The organism is Microbulbifer sediminum, from assembly GCF_021729035.1.
GTDB classification, from domain to species: domain Bacteria; phylum Pseudomonadota; class Gammaproteobacteria; order Pseudomonadales; family Cellvibrionaceae; genus Microbulbifer; species Microbulbifer sediminum.
The window spans coordinates 346,163-368,686 of record NZ_JAJSAP010000001.1 but is presented as its reverse complement, the minus strand read 5'-3'; the positions used below and the strand labels follow the sequence as shown (position 1 = coordinate 368,686).

Genomic DNA, 22,524 nt, shown 5'->3' with positions numbered 1-22,524 from the left:
GTCCTCTATGAATAAGAAAAGCGCAGGGGCCGGCCTTCCGTTGCGCCCGCTGGCACTGGCCTTTGCCGCGCTGGCGACGATCCCGCTGCAGGCGCAGGACAGCGCCGGGGAAGTGCAACCGGCCGTGGAGCCTGCACCGGTGACCGAACCGGCCTGGTGGGAAGTGTGGAAACAGGTTCCGGGCCTGACCACGGATGTGGAAAGCACCGCGGAGTACACCGAGCAGCCGGTGGGCAACAATACCGAGACCATGACGCTGGGGCAGCCCCGGCGCCAGTGGGTGCAGGATGCCTCGATGTTCGTGGAGGCGATGGAGCCGGTGGTCGAGGAAAATGTGATCGGCCCGCTGGTGTATGAAAACGTCGATGACGAAGTCGGCGAGGAAGCGGTTGCCGCTCTCCGTGAGAAGCTCGATACCCTCGGCGAGGTCCACAACCTGCGCCTGCACTTTGTCGGTCATACCGATGCCGGCTCGCTGAGCCAGCAGGAACTGGCGGAGTACCTGGACAAGGAGGAGCTGTCCCGCGCGCGGGCGAGGTTGGTGGCGGAGTTTATGCAGCTGTCACTGGACCTGCCGGAGGACGCGGTCAGTTATGAAGGCCTTGGCGATGCCGAGCCGGCAGTGGAAAACATCACCAGTGTGGGGCGGGCGCAGAACCGCCGGGTGGAAGTGCGTCTGTCCTACGACGAGCTGGACGAAGCGGCGCAGGCGGAAATGGCCCGCGCCCAGGCGCTGGACCTGAACCGCATCAAGGTGTGCCGTCAGGAGACCGTGTGCCGGCTGCGTTACGCCGACGGCAGCGACCAGCGTGCGCGCATCAAGAACCTGGTCTCGCCGCTGCGCTGGGAGCCGGGCCAGGTGGACCTGCCCGAGGCGTTTGTGCGCCGTATCCGCGAAGTGCGCGCGCAGATGGCCGACCGCAAGAACCTGGTTGTGCACTTTGTCGGTCACACCGACGGCCAGGCCCTGCCGGAAGGCCCGGCGGCACTTTATGAAAACCAGATGGCCCTGTCGCAGGCGGAAGCGCGACGGGTGGCGCTGGCGGTGCGCGATGCGCTGGGCCTGCCCGGTTACGCGGTGACCTTCACCGGCAAGGGCGCCAGTCAGCCAGTTGCCGCCAACGATACCGCCAAGGGCCGTGCCCTGAACCGCCGGGTGGAAGTGGAGTTCTGGTACGACGACCTGATGGAAACCACCGGTGACGGCATCCAGGCCTGCCCGGAGAATGCCGGCGCCGAGACCATCACCATTGCCCACGAGTCCCCCAATACCACACTGCCCACGATCCGCTTCGAGCAGGGCGACCCGGTGATCTCCGACGGCCAGCTGGCGGCGATCCGCAGTGTGATGGGCGAGGTGGCCGACAAGGCCAATGTGCGTGTCAGCTTCGTTGGTTACACCGATAACGAGCGCATGGAGCGCCGTGAGGCGATGGTCTATGGCGATGACGTGGGCCTGTCCCGTGCCCGCGCGCGGCGGGTGATGGAGCAGGTGCAGCAGCGCCTCGGCCTCACCGGTGAACAGGTGGCGTTCGAGGGGCGCGGCTACGTGCAGTCCGACGATGTGGTGTCCACCGGCTTTATTGAGATGGGTGGCGCCCGTGTGGAAGTGCAGGTGCTCTACGACGAGCTGGCGGTGTTGGCGGAACAGGATCGCCTGGCCATCGAGCGTATCGACCGCGAGGCGCAGGCCAACAACCCGTACGCCCTCAACCTGATGCGCATCACCGTCGACGGCAGCCCCGAGTACGATCCCTATCGTAACTCTGCGGACCTGCAGCGCTGTACCGACCTGGCGCTGGAACAGGCCAATATCCAGTTCCGCTTCGACAACCAGAAAATGACGCCGCGGCTCAACGTCAGCGCCTGGCCCACTACCGTGCGCTACGCCGATGACCCGGAAACCGAGGTGGACGACAGCCGCGTCGAGTTCAAGAGCTACACCAACTATCCCGCCTTTATCGAGCGCGCGGAAGTGCGCGTGTTCGAGGAAGAGCAGTCCGTGCGTGACGAGCCGGTGGCCGTGGTGCCGCTGGATGTCGACGGCCGCGGCACCTGGAGTGCCGACATGGAGGCGTTCGAGGCGCCGCTGAAAAAGCTCCAGTACCTGCTGCGTGTCTACGACGAGGACGGGCGTTATGACGAGACCCGGCCCCAGACCCTGTGGCTGGTGGACCGGCTGGATCCGCCACAGCAGGAAGCCGACCCGGAGGAAGAACTGCTGGTGGGCTACGGTGAAAACCGCCTGGCCCGGCAGGGTATCCCGCTGAACGGCAACTCGGTGCTGGTGAACGGTGCGCAGATCCCCGAAGACCACACCGTGTGGGTGGCGGGGCGCCCGGTGCCGGTCAGTGACAGCGGCGAGTTCGTGGCCGAGGAAATCTTTACCCGCGGCCTGCACACCGTGGAAGTAGCGGTACTGGATGAGCAGGGTAACGGCGAGCTGTTCCTGCGCGACCTGCGCTTCCGCCGCAACGACTGGTTCACCGTGGGCATTGCCGACCTGACCATCGGTATCGATGATACCAACGGCCCGGCGGCGCTGGTCACCGGTGACGAGACCCACTACGACAACTCGGTGAGTTACGACGGCCGCCTGGCGTTCTACACCAGCGGCGACTTCGGTGAGGGCTGGAACCTGTCCGCCAGTGCCGATACCGAGGAAGGCCCGGTGGATGAGCTGTTCTCCAACTTTATGGAGAAGTCCCCGGACGCGCTGTTCCGCCGGCTGGACTCGGACCTTTATTACCCGACCTTCGGTGACGACTCCACGGTGGTGGAAGATGCACCGACCTCCGGCAAGTTCTACATCAAGCTGTCCAAGTACGATGACTACGGCATGTGGGGTAACTTCAAGGCCTCCTACACCGACAATGAGCTGGCCCATGTCGACCGCGCGCTCTACGGTGCCAATGCCCACTACGAAACCGACGACGTCACCAGCTTCGGCGAGAAACGCTTCGAGATCGACGGCTTCAGTGCCGAGCCGGGCACCGTCGCCGGTCGCGATGAGTTCCGCGGTACCGGTGGCTCGCTCTACTTCCTGCGCCACCAGGATATCCTCGCCGGCTCCGAGCGGGTGCGGGTCGAGGTGCGGGACAAGGACTCCGGCCTGGTACTGGGGGTCAAGAACCTGACCCCGGTGATCGACTACGACGTGGACTATATCCAGGGGCGTATCCTGCTGAACCGCCCACTGTCAGCCATTGCCAATGACAACCTGCTGATCCAGGACGGTTCCTACAACGGCAATCCCCAGTACCTGGTGACCCGCTACGAATACACCCCGGGCTTCGAGGAACTCGATACCCTGGCGGTGGGTGGTCGTGCCCACTACTGGCTGGGGGACCACGTGAAACTGGGCGTGAGCGGCACCCAGCAGGATGAAGAGGGCAACGAGTCCTCCCTGCAGGGTGTTGACCTGACCCTGCGGGCCAGCGCCGGCAGCTGGATCAAGATCGAGTCCGCCACCAGCGAGGGCAGCAACCTCGACAGCGTGTCCTCCCTCGATGGCGGCTTCAGCTTCAACCAGTCGGGCAGCGACGGCTTCAGCGATATCGACGCGCTGAACCCGGACCCCCAGGCTGCCGCCAACAAGGTTGAGGGCAGCCTGCACCTGGGGGATGTGTTCGAAGGAGCGCGGGGTACCGGAACCTTCTACCACCAGGAGCGCGAGGCGGGCTTCGCCGCGCCGGGCCAGTTGGTGAACCAGGACACCACCCAGAGCGGTGCCAGTGCCAACCTGCCCATCGGCGAGCGCTTCGATGTGGGTGTGAAGGCGGACCAGCGCGAGCAGGAATACGGCCTGCAGACCTCCGCTGTGGACCTGTCCGTGGGGTATCGCATCAACGAAAAATGGCGGGTGACCACCGGTGGTCGCGCCGACACCCGGGAGGACTACTCGCCGGTGGTGGCGCCGACCCAGACCCAGGGTGACCGCACCGATGTGGCGGTGGAAGCGGCCTACAACTCCGGTGCCGACTGGAGCGCGTTCGGCTTCGTGCAGCGCACCATGGAAGTGACCGGTAACCGGGATGAAAACAACCGCGTCGGCTTCGGCGGCGCCTACCGCGTGAGCGAGCGCCTGACCCTGGACAGTGAACTGTCCGAGGGGGATACCGGCACTGCGGCGCGCCTGGGTACCGATTACCTGGTCAGCGATCGCACCAACGTCTACCTGAACTACACCCTCGACAACGAGCGCACCGATACCGGCGTGCGGGCACGCAAGGGCAACATGGCCAGTGGCTTCCGCAGCCGCTACTCCGACAGCCTGAGCGTCTACGGCGAGGAGCGCTACACCCACGGGGATGTCTCCACCGGCCTGACCCACGCCCTGGGCATGGAGCTGGCCCCGAGCGACCGCTGGCATTACGGCACCAGCATGGAGGCGGGCACGCTGGAGGACCCGCGCACCGGTGCCCAGACCGAGCGCCGCGCCGTGGGTGCCAACGTGGGTTACAGCACCGAGGCTGTGCGCCTGTCCTCGGCCGTGGAATACCGTACCGACACCATGGAAACCCCGGTGGATGCGGATACGGTGACCGAGTCCGAGCGCCAGACCTGGCTGCTGAAGAACAATGCCAGCTACCAGCTCAACCCGGACTGGCGCGTGGTGGGCAAGCTGAACTACTCCGACAGCAAGAGCTCCCAGGGACAGTTCTACGACGGCAAGTTCACCGAGGCGGTAATGGGTTATGCCTACCGTCCGGTGGCCAATGACCGGCTGAACACGCTGCTGAAGTACACCTACTTCTACAACGTGCCCACCGCCGGTCAGGTAACGGTGGAGAACACGGCGGCGGAGTATGTCCAGAAGAGCCACATCTTCTCGTTGGACGCGAGTTACGACCTGACCCGGCGCTGGACCCTGGGAGCCAAGTACGCTTACCGTCTGGGCCAGCTGAGCCAGGACCGGCAGGAGCCGGAGTTCTTCGACAGTCGTGCGAGCCTGTATGTGTTGCGTGCGGACTGGCACTTCGTGAACGAGTGGGACCTGTTGATCGAGGGCCGGATGCTGGACCTTCCGGATGCGCAGGACCGTCGCAGTGGTGCATTGCTGGGAATCTACCGGCATGTTGGCAAGCACCTGAAGGTAGGTGCGGGCTACAACTTCACGGACTTCTCGGATGACCTGACGCAACTGGATTACGACAGCCAGGGGTTCTTTATCAACGTGATCGGCAAGCTCTGAGGGGGCGGGTCCCGCGGGACCCTCCCTGCTTCCCCTGGTTGGCCAGGCTACCAGCTTTTCTCGTTCACGCTACGCCTTCCCGTAGCTCCTGGAATCGGGTTACCTTCATTCCTTCTTGTCCCTTCCTGCCAGGAGGCAAACCTGGTTTCAGGTTCCTTTCCTGTGAGGTCGTATGAATCTTGTTCGCAATGGATAAGTTTTGTTCGCCCTGAGGCCTTTGTTTCCTTAAGAAAGCGCCTGAAGTGTCTTTGAGAACTGCTTGGCAATCCTCAAAAAAATTTGTCTTGGGCGGGGTAATTTAGACCTGTTTCACGGCCAGTTTTTTCTTCCCCCGATAATGTCCGAAAACCGGGCAGTGTCCGTCCAATTTCCTTTGCAGGGAGCGGGCGGGCAAAAAGTAGACACTCCAGTGGCGGCTGAAAGAAACGATGATGTCAGAAGTAATGGGACTGAAATCTCTGAATAAAGGGCTTGCAGGGTTTTTCCGCAGTTGCAGCTCCTTGCTGTCGCGTGTCGGCTCGCCCCTGATGCTGGCTATGCTGGTGTCCCTGCCTTTCAGCCAGGTGGTGTTGGCAGATTCATTCAAGGTATCGGATTTCGAGACGGTGCCTGGCAGCCCGGGCACCCCTGAAGGCTGTGTAATCGATGGCCCCTTTGAAACCACTACGGACGGCACCAACCGCACCATGGCGCCGGACGATCAGCTTTCCATCGATCGCTCCTGCACAATCAAGAACTTCAGTTGCGATACCCCGCTGAATTCGACCCTGAACTTTGCCGGCGCCCCTGCCGGCACCCTGGTCGTTTTCGACAGTGTCTGCTACGGGGGCAACTTCGCCTGTGCCAATGTCGACGGCAGCGTCTCCGTGTGGGCGGTGAACGGTTCGGACTTCAGCTCTGTTCGCGAGGGGTGCCAGAATCTCGTGATTCCAGTAGAGAAGATCGAGAAACAGGCCGAGGACCTGAACGGTAACCCGATTTCATCGGTCACTATTGGGGTTCCATTCGTCTACACCCTCGATGTGCCGGTGCTCTATGATCCCGTTAATGGCACAGTCCTGGAGACGGCCGGTTCACTGAATGATATCGATTCCATCAGAATCTGGGATGACCTGTCTATCGGCACCCTGGGTGTGGACCTGAGCCTGCTGGATATCAGGGCTTATTACGAAGATACGACCGGTGCCACGACAGAGATGTCACCAGGGGACTATTCCGTCAGCAACAGCGGCAACCCCAATGACCCGGGCGTACTGACTTTCGAGATCCGCAATCCCTCCCTGCTGCCTGCGGGCGCCCAGGTGCACTTCGAAATCGAAGTGGTGCTGGATGAATCCGGGATCAATGAGATCGGCAAGCCGTTTACCAACGTTGCGGAGTGGGAGTTTGCCCGGGTGATTGACGGTACCCGGTACGATCCGCTGCCGGGTGAAAACGGTATCGCCCAGTTGCTGAGCATCTCCAGTCCTGAGCTGGTGATGAACAAGAGTACCAGCGCCACAGCGGTCAACTTTGCGGATACGCCGGAATTCACCCTGAACGTGCAGAACGTTGGCGGTGCACCGGCCTGGAATATCGCAGTAGAAGACGAGCTGCCGCTCGGAATGCGGGAGTTCGATCCAACAACAGCACCTATTACGGTGACCAAGGCCGGTGTCGCGCTGACAGAGAGCACCGACTACCTGGTAGGTTACGATCCGGCGTCCGGCCTCCTGACCCTGGAGTTGCTGGATCCGGCGGGTGGGCTGGCGCCGAACGAAATACTGGCGATTACCTACAGCAGCCAGCTGGACTCGCCGGCGGGCGACCCGCCTGCGAACGGGGACCAGCTGACAAATGTTGCCGCGGCGGTCGCCTGGTACAACGATTCAACGGCCAATAGCAGTCGCGTCGGTTATGTGGGGCAGCGCACTGATGGCACCGTGGGCACCGATGACGAACAGGATGCGGCAACGATTGAGGCCGCCCTGTCCGGTTACTACTTCGAGAAGACCGTCAGTAACGTCACCACCGGAGAAACCCCGACGGTGACCGCTGCGCCCGGTGACCGGCTGCGCTACCGGTTGCGGTTGTTTAACCTGGACCAGGATATTTATAACGCGCAGATCACGGACCAGCTGGACCCGACCAAGTTTGACCTGGCTTCCGCTACCGTCGACCAGGCCACCTGTCCCGCCGCTGCCACCTGTGCTTTTGATGGCTCGGGCCTGCTCTCCATCACCGGGGATCTGGATGTGCTTCCCGGCACCACGCTCTCGTCTATCGAGGTGGCTTTTGAGGTAAATACGCTGGGCTCGCTGACGAATGGCGAGGTGGTCAGTAACCAGGCCCAGCTGGAAGCCGCAGACGCAGATACCGGCGGGAATTCCCTGTCCGCGGTCAGTGATGATCCCAACGATGCAGATGGTGTGGTCAACCAGGCGGATCCCCAGGGGGAAACGGCGAACCCGACCGATATCACCATCATTTCACCCGGCCGACTGATCAAGGACGGCCCGGCGGACACCAGCGTCGCCATTGGTGAGGTGTTTGAATATACCATCACCGTCCCGAGCACCCTTGTCGGCGCACCGCTGTATGATGTGCATGTGCTCGATAGCCTGCCGCCCAACCTCGAGTTCATCGGGGCCACCGCCCTTGTCGGCGGTACCACCTATCCCCTTGCCAACACCGGCACTGCCACCGACCTGGTGCTGGAAGAGACCGTGACCGGGCTCGATATACCCGCAAACGAGCAAGCGCTGGTCACACTGCAGGTGCGGCTGAACAACCAGATCGACAACCAGGAAACGTCCGCGCCCTTCGTCAATACGGCCAGTTACACGTACAGCCGCACCCAGGGTGGCCCCCAGACTGACAATGCCGGGACAGAAGACTCGGCACCCGCCGTGACGATCGTGGAGCCCGACCTGACTGCCCTCAAGACAGTGACCAATGTCACCCGTGGCGGCAGCACCCCTGCGCAAGGCGGCGATACGCTCGAATACACCATTGAGCTGGCGAACGTAGGCAGCTCGACGGCCCACGACGTATCCATCACTGACATCCTGCCCGCGGGGCTGGCACCGGAATCGGGGTCCGCCCAGATTACCCTCGGCGGCACCACGACATCTGTAGATCCCGGGATCAGTGGCAGCGTGCTGACCTGGGGGCGCGTCAACGGGGACCAGAATCTGGATGTTCCGGTGGGCGAAACCCTGACACTGGTCTACCGGGTCAATGTCAGTGGCGTCGACGGTAGTGACCTGGTGAATAGCGTACTGGTCGACTGGACCTCCCTCGACGGTGCCGATATCGAGGAGCGGACCGGCAGTGGCGCCCCGAACGAGACGTCGCTGAACGATTACTTCATCACCGCAAGCAGCACCCTGGGCAGCATCGACACCACCAGCATTGCCAAGACGGTGGTCGATGACACCTGGAACAGCGGCATCGCCACCACCGCCGATACCAATGCCCGTGCCGGTGACACCATCACCTACCAGCTGACCCTGACCCTGCCTGAGGGGGTGACACGGGATGTGACCGTTACCGATGTCCTGGACCCGGGCCTCGCATTTGTCGAGGTGGTCAGCATCAACGGCGTTACCAGTGCCCCGTATACGAGCAACGGTGTGTTCAGTCATGCGGACATCCCGGCAACTGATGTTCCCTCGGCGGACCAGACCGGCACCCTGACCTGGATCCTCGGTGATATCACCAACACCGCGAACAATGATCCGTCCGATGACCAGTTCGTGATCGTGTATCGCGCGCGGGTGCAGCACGGTGCCGCGGAGGAGCCGGCGCCGACGCCGACCAGCGCCATCCTCAACAACCAGGCTACCCTCGGCTACACCTTCGCCGATGGGACTGTCACTACGACCGCGCCCGACGGGGCCAGTGTGGAAGTGCTGCAGCCGCAGATCACCGAACTCACGAAAACCGGGGTAGTGGTGCCGGATGATGGTGCCACCATTGGCGATGGCCAGTCAGCGGCCACGGCCTACGTGGTGGATCTTGCCAACGACACCATGGATTTCACCCTGCAGGCCTGTAACGTCGGCGATGCTCCGGCCTATGGAGTACAACTGGCCGACGACCTGCCGGCGGAGCTGGATGAAACATCCATCAATAGCGTGACCGTGGCCATTGATGGCGCGGCCCTGGCTGCAGCTGATTACACCTACACCGCACCCGCCGCCCGGGATGGCAGCATGGTATTTACGCTGGATGTCCCGCTGGAGGCATCCAGCTGTGTGACGGTAGGCTACAGCACCGGCTTCCATACCGATCTCGCACCGGACCAGGTCTGGTCCAACATGGCCAGCCTCGACGCCTACTGGTCGCGGGAGACCCTGGACAGTGCCAATGCGCGCGAGTACATCGCCATCAATCCGGTGGCGTCCGACAGCGTATGGATGACCAACAGCTTCGAGGTGGCAGCCCCCACCAAATCCGTGTCGGTATCCGAGGCGACCATCGGCGAGGAAGTGGTGTATACCATCACCGTACCGGGCACGCCGGTGAACGCGGAGCTGAGCGGGGTGACCGTCACCGACCTGCTCGATCCGGCACTGCAGTATGTCGATGCCACCGTGGCACTGGATGGCAGCGCGCTCGGTGTCGCTCCCAGCCAGAACGGCCAGGAACTGAGTTGGGCCATCGGCGCCATTCCCGCCGGCCAGCAGGCGGTGATCACCCTCACCACCTGGGTGGCGAACACCCAGAACGTCAATGCCGGTATCGCGCCGGTAGGCAATTCTGCCTCCTACACCTACCAGTCGGGAGGCGTGGAGGTCGATGGGGGCAGCAGCACCCCGGTGGAGTTCACCGTGGTGGAGCCGGACCTGGCGATGGCGAAGGACGTCGCCAACATCACCAATCCCGGCCAGCCGGCGGCGAGTGGCGACGAGCTCGAATACACCCTGACCCTCACCAATAGCGGGACTTCAACGGCCTTCGATACCAATATCGCCGACACGCTGCCGGCGGAGCTGAGCTTTATCGATGGCTCTGTCAGTGTAACCCTCGATGGCGGCGCGGTGGCCGGCTTCAACAGTGCACCGCAGGTTAGCGGGGACACACTTACCTGGGGCCGGGAGAACGGTGATACCTCACTGGCGATTCCGGCGGGCAGTGTGCTGGAGCTGACCTACCGGGTGACCGTGGATACCATCACCGCGCAGGATATCGTCAACAGTGCGTTGGCAGACTGGACCTCGCTGGATGGTACCTTCGCGGGCAATCGCGAGCGCACAGGGGACGGCTGCCCGAATATCACTGCACCCAACATCTATTGCACCGGGGCACAGAGCGGTCTGGGGGTCGACTACAGCATCGACCTGACCAAGGCAGCCACCGGCGACAGCTGGAACGGCGATGGCAATCTCCGTGTGGGTGACACCGTCGAATATGCCCTGACGCTGGCCCTGGTGGAAGGCACCCACAACGACCTGGTACTCAGTGACAGCCTCCCTGAGGGCATGGCTTTTGTGGAGATGGTCAGCGCCGACTACTTCGGCACGTCGCCCGCGACCTTGCCCGCACCCGATGTAAGCGCGGACCTGCGCACGGTGACCTGGACGCTGGACGAGGTGACCAACCCAGTGGACGGGGACCCCGCCAACGACTACCTGACGATCGTCTACCGCGCGCGGGTACAGAACGGCGATGTGCTGAGCCAGGAGCCCACCACCCAGTCACTGACAAATACCGTGACCCTGAACTATCCGGTGGGCGGTGTCCCGGCAGCCCCGCTGACCGCCAGTGAGACAGTGAGCGCGCTGCAGCCGTTGCTGGCAGTGAGCAAAGCCGGGGTGACCTCCGTTGACGGCGACACCGTCATCCAGGCTGGCGAGACCGCCACCTATACCGTCGATATCACCAACAACGGCGCCGCACCGGCTTACGACACGGTGTTGGTTGACACGCTGCCGGTGGGCCTGCGCCAGGGCGGCGTCACGGCCGTCAGTGCGACGCTGGTCGGTAGCGGTACGAACGTTGCGGTGACGCCGACGTTTGACCCGGCCACAGGCGCGGTGACCTGGGACTTCGACCCGGCGACCAACGCTGCGATCAACCCGGGCGAGACCCTGCGCGTAGTCTACGAGGTGACGGGTGACAGCGACCTGGGTGCGGGTATCACACTCACCAACACCGCACAGGTACAGCGTTATTATTCCTTCGATAATGCCCTGCCGCCGGCCAACAGCAGCGTGGGCTGGCGCGAGGAGTACGGCCCCTCCGAGGTGGCGACATTCGATCTGACCACACCGGTGCCGGGCGTGCTGGGCAAGTCCACGGCCCAGGATACCGTCGCCATCGGTGAACAGCTGACTTACACGATTACCGTACCTGAGGTCCCGGTCGATGTGGCGCTGCAGGATGTACGCGTTCATGATGACCTGTCGGCAACCGGTGTCGACCTGGGCTTCGTTTCCGCTACCCTGGGGGGTGTCGCCCTCACCAATACCGGCACCGCTGACAGCCTGGTGCTCGTTGATAACAGTGGTGGTATTGATATTGCTGCCGGAGAGCAGGTCGAGGTCCTGGTTACCGTCGAAGTACTGAATAGCGCAACCAACCAGGCCCGCACCGAACCGTTTGTAAACCACGCGTGGTACGACTACGACAATGGCTCCGCGCGCCTGGGTGACGATGCCAGCACCGGCGCGGATGCGAACCCGGTGACCATCGTTCACCCGGAACTGGTGGTGGAAAAGACCGGTCCCCCATCGATCAGTGTCAGCACACCGGAAAACTTCACCCTGACCGTGGAGAACACCGGTGCGTCCAGCGCATGGAACGTGACCCTGACCGACTGGCTGCCCAACCCGACTCCGGGTGGCATGTGCGATACCCAGCCCGTCATCCAGACGGCGGCAATCCAGAAAGCGGATGGGTCTACCATTGCCCTGGCGGCGGGTGATTTTGCCGTGAACTTTGCGGCCGGTACCCCGACCTGTGAGTTCTCCGCGACGCTGCAAACCGATGACGCCCTGGCGCCTGGAGATCGACTGACCCTGGCTTACCAGGTGGCCCTGGATGAAGACAACATTCACAACAGTACCCTGGTGAATATTGCCGGCGCCACCCAGTGGTTCAGTGCCGGCGCATCCTCTTCCGAGCGCTTCGCCTACCAGCGCCAGCTTACCGACGGTACGCCGGGTGTGGTGGACCACGAAGACAGCCACGAAATTGTCGTCGAAGGGGCGGTGCTGGAGACCCGCAAGACGGTGTTCAATGTGACTACCGGCCAGTCTGGTGCTACCGCCAGTCCCGGCGACACACTGCGATATACGCTCGAGATCCAGAACATCAGTGATGTGCCGCTGAGCGATTTCACCCTTGTGGATGAACTGGATCGCCTCAATGCGACGGCGATGTTTGAGCCGAATTCCATTAGCAATGCACAGACATCAAGCGGTGCGATAACTGTCACCGCTGATGGCGGGGCCAAGGGTACCGGGCTGCTGGAAGTCAACAACCTGCAGATCGATGCTGCCGGCCAGGCCAATGACACGGTGACCGTGGTTTTTGAGGCCACCCTCGCGCCGGTAATCACCAGCGGCACCGTGGTGCTGAACCAGGCAGAGTTGAGCCTTTCTGGCGAGGTCTTCGGTGTGAGCGATGACCCCGCGATTGGTGGCACCGAGGATCCGACCGAAACCCTGATCAGTTCTGAGCCATTGTTCGAGGTGGAAAAAACCTCGCAGGATCTCACCGCAGACCCGGAGGTACTGCTGCCGGGCGAAACCCTGCGCTACACGCTCACCGTGACCAATATCGGTGGCGAGGACGCCATCGATATGGTGCTGCGCGACCAGGTGCCGGCCAACACAACCTATGTCGCCGGCTCCACCACCCTGAACGGGGCCGTGGTGGCAGATGCGGGCGGCACCACGGCACTGGCCGCCGGAATGCCCGTCAGTTCCCCCGGCGAGGCGGACGGCGTGTTGCTGGCAGACCCCACCGGCTCCGGTAATGGTGCGGCAGTGGTCACCTTCGATGTGATCATCAATGACGTCAACGAGGGTACCCTGATTTCCAACCAGGGTTTCCTCAACGGCGGAGGTGCGGGGAGCGGCTCGTCGTCGGAAACCCCGTCCGACGACCCGTCCACCACTACCGTGGATGACCCCACTGTCGACGCAGTTGGCCAGGTTGCGTCGCTGCGCACCCAGAAGACTGTAGCCATTTCGGAGGATCTCACTACGGCGGGAATCCTCGATCCGCTCGACACCCTGACCTATACCATCACCGTCACCAATATCGGCGGCGTGGATGCGACCGGTGTCGTGTTGACGGATGAACTGCCGGCCAATACCACTTACGTGACGGGTTCCCTTGAAGTCAATGCCGTTCAGGTGGATCCGCTGGCGACAACGCTGCCGCTGGCCGGCGGGGTGGCGCTGCCCTCCGATGGGGCAGTTCTCGCCGTGGATGAGACGGTTACCGTGACCTTCGATGTGACCGTTAATGGCGGTACCCCGGCAGGGACGGTCATCAGTAACCAGGGCGAGGTCACCGCCGATGACCTGCCGCTTACACTGACCGACGCCGATGGGAGTCCCTCCAACGGTGCCCAGCCCACCGAGATAGTGGTTGGAGATGCGCAGCAGCTGTCCATCACCAAGGAAGTCGCCGTGGTCGGTGGCGGTGCCGCCGAGGCCGGCGCCACGCTCGAGTACCTGGTGCGTGTGACCAATATCAGTACGGTACCGGCCAGCAATGTCGTCATCACCGATGACCTGTTGGCAGCGGGCGACGGCGTACTCACCTATGTTGAAGGTTCCGCAGCACTGGATGGACAGGCTGCGGGTATCAGTGTGAATGGTTCTGTAATCACCGCCGATTTCGGCACCGCCTACGGTGATCTGGCGGCGGGCGACTCTGCGATCCTGCGTTTCCGCGCCCAGCTGGGTGCGGAGCTGGAGATCGGCAGCACGGTCCTCAACACCGCTTTCGTGGAGTGGAATGATCCCGCCAGTCGCGAGGAAGCCAGTGCCGCGATCGATGTCGGTGGTACGCCTGGAACGGCGAACCTTGCAGGTTACCTCTGGCGGGATGTGGACTTTGACGGGGAGCCCGATACCGACGAAGAGCTGTTGCCTAACTGGACGGTAGAGCTCTACCGGAACAATGCCCTGCTGGAGACTGTGCAGAGTGATGAGGATGGCTATTTCCAGCTCAGTGGCCTGGTACCCAACGATATCGACGGTAGCGGCTATGAACTCCGTTACATAGCTCCCAATGCAGGTTCCAATACCGCTTCGCTGGGCAATGCGGACTCGGACTTCACCGACGGTCCCCAGCAGATCAGCGAGATTTTTGTGGCATCCGGTTCCAGCCCCCAGGACCTCAACCTGCCGCTGACACCTAACGGGGTGATCTACGATTCCGTGCTGCGTGTGCCAGTGTCCGGTGCCGTGGTTACCATGCTGCGCGCCTCTTCAGGGGCGGAACTTCCGGACAGCTGCTTCGACGACCCGAAACAGCAGGGCCAGGTGACCCTGTCCGGTGGTTACTACAAGTTTGACCTGAACTTCAGCAGTGCCGGTTGCCCGGCGAATGCCGACTACCTGATCCAGGTGGAGATGCCGGGGGATGGCTATGTTGCCGGCGAGTCGGCGATCATCCCGCCGCAGACCAATGTGGACACCGCGGGCTTCGATGTGGCGGCCTGCCTGGGTAGTGGTGCGGACACCATTCCGGGTACGGCGGATTACTGTGAGGCGCAGGCCTCGGCGGCACTGCCAGCGCTGGATATCGATGCACGCAGCCCGGAGACGGACTACTACCTGCGCCTGACGCTGGACGACAACCGCATCCCGGGTGAGAGCCAGCTGTTCAACAACCACATCGCGATCGACCCGCAGCTGGAAGGTGCCGTGTCGATCACCAAGACGGCGGCGATGCTGAACGTCACCCGCAGCCAGCTGGTGCCGTACACCATCACCTTCAGCAACACCACCGGGGTGCCGCTGACGGACCTGCAGCTGGTGGACTTCTTCCCGGCGGGCTTCAAGTACATCGCCGGGTCGGCCCGCGTCGATGGCGAGGCGATTGAGCCGGAGGTTAACGGGCTGCAGCTCAGCTGGTCTGGCCTGCGTGTGGATCCGGAGCAGACCCGTACGGCCAAGCTGTTACTGGTGGTTGGTTCCGGTGTGGGCGAGGGCGAGTACGTCAACCGGGCGCGGCTGTTCAATGGCCTGTCCGGCCAGCAGTTGTCCGGCGAGGCCTCGGCCACGGTGCGGGTGATCCCCGACCCGACCTTCGACTGTACCGATGTGATCGGCAAGGTATACGACGACAAGAACATGAACGGCTACCAGGATGCCGGTGAGGGCGGTGTACCCGGTGCACGGGTGGTGACGGCCACCGGCCTCAATGCCACCACCGATGCCCACGGCCGCTTCCATATCACCTGTGCGGTGGTGCCGAACCAGGATCGCGGTTCCAACTTTGTGCTGAAGCTCGACGATCGGAGCCTGCCGAGCGGTTATCGTCTCACGACAGAGAACCCGCGGGTGCAGCGCGCCACGCGGGGCAAGATGATCAAGTTCAACTTCGGCACCAGCCTGCACCGGGTAGTGCGCCTGGACCTGGCCGAGGCGGTGTTCGAGCCGCAGACCACCGAGCTGCGCCCGCAGTGGCACTCGCGCACGGAACTGCTGCTGGAAAAACTGGCAGAGGCGCCATCGGTGCTACGCCTGTCCTACCTGGCCGAGAACGAGGATCCCGCGCTGGTAGAGCGTCGCCTGCAGGCGATCAAGGCGCAGGTGGCCGAGGCGTGGGCGGCCGAGTACGGCGACTACGAACTGACCATTGAAACCGAGGTATTCTGGCGGCGCGGTGCGCCCCCGGGCAAAGGCGAGGGAACAGGAGGATGGGAGTAATGTCCTCTATGAATAAGAAAAGCGCAGGGGCCGGCCTTCCGTTGCGCCCGCTGGCACTGGCCTTTGCCGCGCTGGCGACGATCCCGCTGCAGGCGCAGGACAGCGCCGGGGAAGTGCAACCGGCCGTGGAGCCTGCACCGGTGACCGAACCGGCCTGGTGGGAAGTGTGGAAACAGGTTCCGGGCCTGACCACGGATGTGGAAAGCACCGCGGAGTACACCGAGCAGCCGGTGGGCAACAATACCGAGACCATGACGCTGGGGCAGCCCCGGCGCCAGTGGGTGCAGGATGCCTCGATGTTCGTGGAGGCGATGGAGCCGGTGGTCGAGGAAAATGTGATCGGCCCGCTGGTGTATGAAAACGTCGATGACGAAGTCGGCGAGGAAGCGGTTGCCGCTCTCCGTGAGAAGCTCGATACCCTCGGCGAGGTCCACAACCTGCGCCTGCACTTTGTCGGTCATACCGATGCCGGCTCGCTGAGCCAGCAGGAACTGGCGGAGTACCTGGACAAGGAGGAGCTGTCCCGCGCGCGGGCGAGGTTGGTGGCGGAGTTTATGCAGCTGTCACTGGACCTGCCGGAGGACGCGGTCAGTTATGAAGGCCTTGGCGATGCCGAGCCGGCAGTGGAAAACATCACCAGTGTGGGGCGGGCGCAGAACCGCCGGGTGGAAGTGCGTCTGTCCTACGACGAGCTGGACGAAGCGGCGCAGGCGGAAATGGCCCGCGCCCAGGCGCTGGACCTGAACCGCATCAAGGTGTGCCGTCAGGAGACCGTGTGCCGGCTGCGTTACGCCGACGGCAGCGACCAGCGTGCGCGCATCAAGAACCTGGTCTCGCCGCTGCGCTGGGAGCCGGGCCAGGTGGACCTGCCCGAGGCGTTTGTGCGCCGTATCCGCGAAGTGCGCGCGCAGATGGCCGACCGCAAGAACCTGGTTGTGCACTTTGTCGGTCACACCGACGGCCAGGCCCTGCCGGAAGGCCCGGCGGCACTTTATGAAAACCAGATGGCCCTGTCGCAGGCGGAAGCGCGACGGGTGGCGCTGGCGGTGCGCGATGCGCTGGGCCTGCCCGGTTACGCGGTGACCTTCACCGGCAAGGGCGCCAGTCAGCCAGTTGCCGCCAACGATACCGCCAAGGGCCGTGCCCTGAACCGCCGGGTGGAAGTGGAGTTCTGGTACGACGACCTGATGGAAACCACCGGTGACGGCATCCAGGCCTGCCCGGAGAATGCCGGCGCCGAGACCATCACCATTGCCCACGAGTCCCCCAATACCACACTGCCCACGATCCGCTTCGAGCAGGGCGACCCGGTGATCTCCGACGGCCAGCTGGCGGCGATCCGCAGTGTGATGGGCGAGGTGGCCGACAAGGCCAATGTGCGTGTCAGCTTCGTTGGTTACACCGATAACGAGCGCATGGAGCGCCGTGAGGCGATGGTCTATGGCGATGACGTGGGCCTGTCCCGTGCCCGCGCGCGGCGGGTGATGGAGCAGGTGCAGCAGCGCCTCGGCCTCACCGGTGAACAGGTGGCGTTCGAGGGGCGCGGCTACGTGCAGTCCGACGATGTGGTGTCCACCGGCTTTATTGAGATGGGTGGCGCCCGTGTGGAAGTGCAGGTGCTCTACGACGAGCTGGCGGTGTTGGCGGAACAGGATCGCCTGGCCATCGAGCGTATCGACCGCGAGGCGCAGGCCAACAACCCGTACGCCCTCAACCTGATGCGCATCACCGTCGACGGCAGCCCCGAGTACGATCCCTATCGTAACTCTGCGGACCTGCAGCGCTGTACCGACCTGGCGCTGGAACAGGCCAATATCCAGTTCCGCTTCGACAACCAGAAAATGACGCCGCGGCTCAACGTCAGCGCCTGGCCCACTACCGTGCGCTACGCCGATGACCCGGAAACCGAGGTGGACGACAGCCGCGTCGAGTTCAAGAGCTACACCAACTATCCCGCCTTTATCGAGCGCGCGGAAGTGCGCGTGTTCGAGGAAGAGCAGTCCGTGCGTGACGAGCCGGTGGCCGTGGTGCCGCTGGATGTCGACGGCCGCGGCACCTGGAGTGCCGACATGGAGGCGTTCGAGGCGCCGCTGAAAAAGCTCCAGTACCTGCTGCGTGTCTACGACGAGGACGGGCGTTATGACGAGACCCGGCCCCAGACCCTGTGGCTGGTGGACCGGCTGGATCCGCCACAGCAGGAAGCCGACCCGGAGGAAGAACTGCTGGTGGGCTACGGTGAAAACCGCCTGGCCCGGCAGGGTATCCCGCTGAACGGCAACTCGGTGCTGGTGAACGGTGCGCAGATCCCCGAAGACCACACCGTGTGGGTGGCGGGGCGCCCGGTGCCGGTCAGTGACAGCGGCGAGTTCGTGGCCGAGGAAATCTTTACCCGCGGCCTGCACACCGTGGAAGTAGCGGTACTGGATGAGCAGGGTAACGGCGAGCTGTTCCTGCGCGACCTGCGCTTCCGCCGCAACGACTGGTTCACCGTGGGCATTGCCGACCTGACCATCGGTATCGATGATACCAACGGCCCGGCGGCGCTGGTCACCGGTGACGAGACCCACTACGACAACTCGGTGAGTTACGACGGCCGCCTGGCGTTCTACACCAGCGGCGACTTCGGTGAGGGCTGGAACCTGTCCGCCAGTGCCGATACCGAGGAAGGCCCGGTGGATGAGCTGTTCTCCAACTTTATGGAGAAGTCCCCGGACGCGCTGTTCCGCCGGCTGGACTCGGACCTTTATTACCCGACCTTCGGTGACGACTCCACGGTGGTGGAAGATGCACCGACCTCCGGCAAGTTCTACATCAAGCTGTCCAAGTACGATGACTACGGCATGTGGGGTAACTTCAAGGCCTCCTACACCGACAATGAGCTGGCCCATGTCGACCGCGCGCTCTACGGTGCCAATGCCCACTACGAAACCGACGACGTCACCAGCTTCGGCGAGAAACGCTTCGAGATCGACGGCTTCAGTGCCGAGCCGGGCACCGTCGCCGGTCGCGATGAGTTCCGCGGTACCGGTGGCTCGCTCTACTTCCTGCGCCACCAGGATATCCTCGCCGGCTCCGAGCGGGTGCGGGTCGAGGTGCGGGACAAGGACTCCGGCCTGGTACTGGGGGTCAAGAACCTGACCCCGGTGATCGACTACGACGTGGACTATATCCAGGGGCGTATCCTGCTGAACCGCCCACTGTCAGCCATTGCCAATGACAACCTGCTGATCCAGGACGGTTCCTACAACGGCAATCCCCAGTACCTGGTGACCCGCTACGAATACACCCCGGGCTTCGAGGAACTCGATACCCTGGCGGTGGGTGGTCGTGCCCACTACTGGCTGGGGGACCACGTGAAACTGGGCGTGAGCGGCACCCAGCAGGATGAAGAGGGCAACGAGTCCTCCCTGCAGGGTGTTGACCTGACCCTGCGGGCCAGCGCCGGCAGCTGGATCAAGATCGAGTCCGCCACCAGCGAGGGCAGCAACCTCGACAGCGTGTCCTCCCTCGATGGCGGCTTCAGCTTCAACCAGTCGGGCAGCGACGGCTTCAGCGATATCGACGCGCTGAACCCGGACCCCCAGGCTGCCGCCAACAAGGTTGAGGGCAGCCTGCACCTGGGGGATGTGTTCGAAGGAGCGCGGGGTACCGGAACCTTCTACCACCAGGAGCGCGAGGCGGGCTTCGCCGCGCCGGGCCAGTTGGTGAACCAGGACACCACCCAGAGCGGTGCCAGTGCCAACCTGCCCATCGGCGAGCGCTTCGATGTGGGTGTGAAGGCGGACCAGCGCGAGCAGGAATACGGCCTGCAGACCTCCGCTGTGGACCTGTCCGTGGGGTATCGCATCAACGAAAAATGGCGGGTGACCACCGGTGGTCGCGCCGACACCCGGGAGGACTACTCGCCGGTGGTGGCGCCGACCCAGACCCAGGGTGACCGCACCGATGTGGCGGTGGAAGCGGCCTACAACTCCGGTGCCGACTGGAGCGCGTTCGGCTTCGTGCAGCGCACCATGGAAGTGACCGGTAACCGGGATGAAAACAACCGCGTCGGCTTCGGCGGCGCCTACCGCGTGAGCGAGCGCCTGACCCTGGACAGTGAACTGTCCGAGGGGGATACCGGCACTGCGGCGCGCCTGGGTACCGATTACCTGGTCAGCGATCGCACCAACGTCTACCTGAACTACACCCTCGACAACGAGCGCACCGATACCGGCGTGCGGGCACGCAAGGGCAACATGGCCAGTGGCTTCCGCAGCCGCTACTCCGACAGCCTGAGCGTCTACGGCGAGGAGCGCTACACCCACGGGGATGTCTCCACCGGCCTGACCCACGCCCTGGGCATGGAGCTGGCCCCGAGCGACCGCTGGCATTACGGCACCAGCATGGAGGCGGGCACGCTGGAGGACCCGCGCACCGGTGCCCAGACCGAGCGCCGCGCCGTGGGTGCCAACGTGGGTTACAGCACCGAGGCTGTGCGCCTGTCCTCGGCCGTGGAATACCGTACCGACACCATGGAAACCCCGGTGGATGCGGATACGGTGACCGAGTCCGAGCGCCAGACCTGGCTGCTGAAGAACAATGCCAGCTACCAGCTCAACCCGGACTGGCGCGTGGTGGGCAAGCTGAACTACTCCGACAGCAAGAGCTCCCAGGGACAGTTCTACGACGGCAAGTTCACCGAGGCGGTAATGGGTTATGCCTACCGTCCGGTGGCCAATGACCGGCTGAACACGCTGCTGAAGTACACCTACTTCTACAACGTGCCCACCGCCGGTCAGGTAACGGTGGAGAACACGGCGGCGGAGTATGTCCAGAAGAGCCACATCTTCTCGTTGGACGCGAGTTACGACCTGACCCGGCGCTGGACCCTGGGAGCCAAGTACGCTTACCGTCTGGGCCAGCTGAGCCAGGACCGGCAGGAGCCGGAGTTCTTCGACAGTCGTGCGAGCCTGTATGTGTTGCGTGCGGACTGGCACTTCGTGAACGAGTGGGACCTGTTGATCGAGGGCCGGATGCTGGACCTTCCGGATGCGCAGGACCGTCGCAGTGGTGCATTGCTGGGAATCTACCGGCATGTTGGCAAGCACCTGAAGGTAGGTGCGGGCTACAACTTCACGGACTTCTCGGATGACCTGACGCAACTGGATTACGACAGCCAGGGGTTCTTTATCAACGTGATCGGCAAGCTCTGAGGGGGCGGGTCCCGCGGGACCCTCCCTGCTTCCCCTGGTTGGCCAGCCACTTGCAGTGAAGCGCGGGTGCCTGGCCCGGCTACCACCCCGCCAGAACAATTTTCCCGATGGTGCTCCCGGCTTCAATCTGGGCGTGGGCCCGGCGCAGGTTGGCGGCGTTGATTGGCTCCAATACCTGATTCACCGTCGTTTTCAGCACCCCCTCATCCACCAGCCGTGCTATCCGGCCGAGAATTTGACCCTGGCGGTGCATGTCCGCTGTGCGGTACATGGAGCGGGTGAACATGAATTCCCAGGCGAAGCTGGCGCTCTTGCGCTTCAGCTGGTTGAGGGCCAGTGGTTCGCGGTTGTCCACGATGCTGCAAATATGTCCCTGGGGCGCAACGGCACTGGCCATTGCCTGCCAGTGCTGATCGGTGTCGTTAAGGCAGAGGATGTAATCCACCGTATCGAAGCCGTGTTCCTGCAGTTCGCGGTCGAGGGCGTGACGATGGTTGACGATATGGTGGGCACCAAGTTTCTTGGCCCAGATGCTGGACTTGGTGCGCGACGCTGACGCAATTACCTTCAGGCGGGCTACGTGCCGCGCCAGCTGGACGGCGATGGAGCCCACTCCACCGGCGCCGCCGATGACCAGGATGCTTTTGCCGGCGTCCTCGCCGGTGGTGGAAATCCCCAGGCGCTCGAACAGCGCCTCCCAGGCGGTCAGGCCGGTCAGGGGCAGTGCGGCTGCGGAGGTGAAGTCGAGAGTTTCGGGCAGGTGTCCGGCGAGTCGCTCGTCCACCAGGTGCATCTCGCTGTAGCAGCCGGGCCGGGTGATGTCGCCGGCGTAATACACCCGGTCCCCGGGGCGGAAGCCCTCCACTTCCTCGCCGGTATCAATCACCTCCCCGGCGGCGTCCCAGCCGAGAATGTGCGGTGTTTCCGACGGTTTCACGGCCCCTGTTTGCGGGGCCCGCACCTTGGTGTCCACCGGGTTGACGGCAATCGCCTGTACCGCGACCAGCAGATCGCGGGACCCGGGGCGCGGTCGATCCAGGTAGACGTCGACAAGTGATTTCTCATTTTCAATTGGCAGGTACTGGTACAACCCGATCGCTTTCACTGGCGCTGCTTCCTTTCTGGCTGGTATGTGGGCGGTCGCCGCTGGGAGGGAAAGTCACTGGCCCGTGTCGGCCCTTCTCCCTTGGCTCGCCCATCGTCCGGCAGCCATCAGGTTAGCGCCGTGAGGTCCGGCATTCCAGTGGTTAGCGAG

Annotated in this window: 4 protein-coding genes; 3 read left to right on the top strand and 1 reads right to left on the bottom strand. The window is 63.4% G+C overall.

Annotated features, from left to right (window positions below):
- Positions 1-7: 7 nt before the first annotated feature.
- The 3 genes from LVD11_RS01470 to LVD11_RS01460 all read left to right on the top strand — a co-directional run bounded on the left by LVD11_RS01470 (position 8) and on the right by LVD11_RS01460 (position 21,269).
- Positions 8-5,194 carry a flagellar motor protein MotB gene (locus LVD11_RS01470; protein ID WP_237055232.1) on the top strand — a complete coding sequence of 1,729 codons (5,187 nt, stop codon included), beginning with the start codon at positions 8-10 and terminating at the stop codon, positions 5,192-5,194.
- Positions 5,195-5,625: 431 nt separating this feature from the next.
- On the top strand, positions 5,626-16,074 hold the full coding sequence (locus LVD11_RS01465) for an isopeptide-forming domain-containing fimbrial protein (RefSeq protein WP_237055235.1): 10,449 nt from the start codon (positions 5,626-5,628) through the stop codon (positions 16,072-16,074).
- An 8-nt stretch (positions 16,075-16,082) separates the two neighbouring features.
- Positions 16,083-21,269: a flagellar motor protein MotB gene (locus LVD11_RS01460; RefSeq protein ID WP_237055232.1), complete on the top strand. Its 5,187-nt coding sequence runs from the start codon at positions 16,083-16,085 to the stop codon at positions 21,267-21,269.
- A 79-nt stretch (positions 21,270-21,348) separates the two neighbouring features.
- On the opposite strand, the gene LVD11_RS01455 is transcribed toward LVD11_RS01460, so the two are convergent.
- Positions 21,349-22,374, bottom strand: coding sequence for a zinc-binding alcohol dehydrogenase family protein (locus LVD11_RS01455; RefSeq protein WP_237055230.1), 1,026 nt, complete (start codon positions 22,372-22,374; stop codon positions 21,349-21,351).
- Positions 22,375-22,524: the final 150 nt, after the last annotated feature.